The sequence below is a fragment of the Bergeriella denitrificans NBRC 102155 genome (genome assembly GCF_001592185.1).
GTDB lineage: Bacteria > Pseudomonadota > Gammaproteobacteria > Burkholderiales > Neisseriaceae > Neisseria > Neisseria denitrificans.
On the sequence record NZ_BCWL01000262.1, the window covers coordinates 1 to 2,464 of the forward strand.

Genomic DNA, 2,464 nt, shown 5'->3' on the forward strand with positions numbered 1-2,464 from the left:
CTTGTATCAGAATTTAATTTCTCCGACTATATATAGCGGTAGGACGGGCATCCCTGCCCGTTGTTTCTTTTAAAATACCGAATTTTATACCCTATGCCATCTAACCCGAACCCCGATTTCGCCGCCCGCCTGGTCGGCTGGCAACGCCGCCACGGCCGCCACAACCTGCCCTGGCAGGTCAGCGACCCTTATGCGGTGTGGCTTTCCGAAATCATGCTCCAGCAAACCCAGGTGCAGACCGTATTGGATTATTATCCGCGCTTTCTGGCACGCTTCCCGAGCGTCGCGGATTTGGCCGCCGCGCCGCAGGATGACGTGCTGGCGCTGTGGGCCGGGCTGGGCTATTACAGCCGCGCCCGCAATCTGCATAAAGCCGCGCAGCAGGTGGTCGGCGAGTTTGGCGGCCATTTTCCGCAAACGCGGCAGGAGTTAGAGCGCCTGTGCGGGGTCGGACGCAGCACCGCCGCCGCCATTTCCGCTTTTGCCTTTTTGCAGCGCGAGGCGATTTTGGACGGCAACGTCAAGCGCGTGCTCTGCCGTGTCTATGCGTTGGACGGCAACCCGCAGGATAAAAAATTCGAGCAGCAGCTCTGGCAGTTGGCCGAAAACCTGCTGCCGTCTGAAAACCGCGATATGCCGGCCTACACACAGGGGCTGATGGATTTGGGCGCGACGGTGTGCAAACGCAGCAAACCTTTGTGCGGCGAATGCCCGATGGCGGATATATGCGAAGCCAAGCGGCAAGCGCGCATCGACGAGCTGCCGCGCAGGAAAACGGCGGCAGCGGTGCAGAACCTGCCGCTGTATTGGCTGGTGTTGCGGCATCCGAACGGCAGCATTTGGCTGGAAAAACGCGCACCCAAAGGCATCTGGGGCGGGCTGTATTGCGTGCCCTGTTTTGAGCAGTTGGCGGATTTATATGTCTTTGCCGAACAGGCCGGCATTGAAGCCGTACATTTAGCGGAAGCCGCCGCGTTCACCCATCGCCTGACCCACCGCCTGCTGATGATTACCCCGTTTGAAGCCGAAGCCGTCAAAACCGGCGGTTTTTCAGACGGCTTGTGGGCGGCGCCTGAGGATTTGTCCGCATACGGGCTGCCCAAGCCGTTGCTGGATTATCTGACTGCGCGTTGACGCAGGTACTTTCCGCGCACCGGGCAGATAGCGCATCATCAAGCCGGACGATGTGTATCCGACAAGTTCGATGCGGCGTGCGTTATCCGCGTTTGCATATAGCTGCTATTTATCCCAAGCCGCTTGCAGCCGTTGCTTAATTGGGCTAAATTGAATGCCGCTATTTGGTTTATCGAGGAGAAAAAATGAAAACGCTTCAAATACGCAATATCGAATTGGGCGCGGGGATGCCGAAAATCGCCGTGCCGCTGGTAGCCGCAGATTCAGACGGCCTCAAGCAGGCGCTGGATGCCTTGCAGGGCGTCAGCTTCGATGTGGTGGAATTCCGCGTCGATTTTCTGAAACAGGCCGCCGATGCCGATTATGTCATGGCGCAAACCGCCGCCGTACGCGAGGCACTGCCCGATGTGCCGCTGCTCTTTACCTTCCGCCGCGCCGAAGAAGGCGGCTCCTGCCCATGCAGCCAGGAATATTATGTTTCGCTGCTGACCCGCGCCGCGCAATCCGGCCTGATTGATATTTTGGATATCGAACTCTTTGCCGGCGATGAAGCGCTGGTACGCCGCCTGATTACCGAAGCCCAGGCAAACGGCGTGGCCGCGCTGCTGTGCAACCACGATTTCCACGCCACGCCGCCGAAAGCGGAAATCGCAGGCCGTCTGAAAAAGATGGAAGCCCTGGGCGCGGATGTCTGCAAAATCGCCGTCATGCCGCAATCAGCCGCCGATGTCGCCGTATTGCTGGACGCCACGCAGGAAGTTTTTCAGACGGCATCGCGCCCGATTGTTACCATGTCTATGGGCAAACTCGGCGTCATCAGCCGCCTGGCCGGCCAGACCTTCGGATCGGCACTGACCTTCGGCGCCGCCGCCCAAGCATCCGCCCCCGGTCAAATCCACGCCAACGACTTGCGCCGTATTTTGGAAACTTTGGACTAAGCGCGGCGGGCGCCGGTAATGCCGGAATGACATACGTTTTGGGATAAGCCATCTAGGGAAGGCAGAAAATTTCAATAACGTAGGACGGGCATTTTGTGAGCAAAGGAAATCTTGTTTACGGGCTCCATCGTTTGGACGCAAGGCAAAGAAAATGGCCCAATAAAAAAGTTTATCTCATTCTATGAATGAGCGACGGGCAAGGATGCCCGTCCTACAGCTTGCCCGCCGCGCTCCTGCCGCATAAGCCGCGCTGCTAGAGGATATCGCGATATTCCGTTTTAATTTTGTCGACTGTATTCGCGGCAAAGCGGATAGTTGTCGTCAAGTGAGTAATGGAAAAAGCCGTCTGAAATCTGTATTTTTCAGACGGCTTTTTAATTGTTTTTTTGTAC

General features: G+C 57.1%; 2 protein-coding genes. Both read left to right on the forward strand.

Translation table 11 applies throughout. From position 1 onward, the window contains the following. Positions 1 to 93 precede the first annotated feature (93 nt). Positions 94 to 1,134, forward strand: coding sequence for an A/G-specific adenine glycosylase (mutY, locus tag BDE01S_RS09980; RefSeq protein WP_066081057.1), 1,041 nt, complete (start codon positions 94 to 96; stop codon positions 1,132 to 1,134). Between the two features lie 185 nt (positions 1,135 to 1,319). After that, positions 1,320 to 2,072, forward strand: a complete 753-nt coding sequence (gene aroD, locus BDE01S_RS09985) for a type I 3-dehydroquinate dehydratase (protein ID WP_066081060.1) — start codon at positions 1,320 to 1,322, stop codon at positions 2,070 to 2,072. Positions 2,073 to 2,464 lie beyond the last annotated feature (392 nt).

Coding starts and splice junctions, on each gene's coding strand:
- mutY (WP_066081057.1), top strand. CDS start 94: ATGCCATCTAACCCGAACCCCGATTTCGCCGCCCGCCTGGTCGGCTGG.
- aroD (WP_066081060.1), top strand. CDS start 1,320: ATGAAAACGCTTCAAATACGCAATATCGAATTGGGCGCGGGGATGCCG.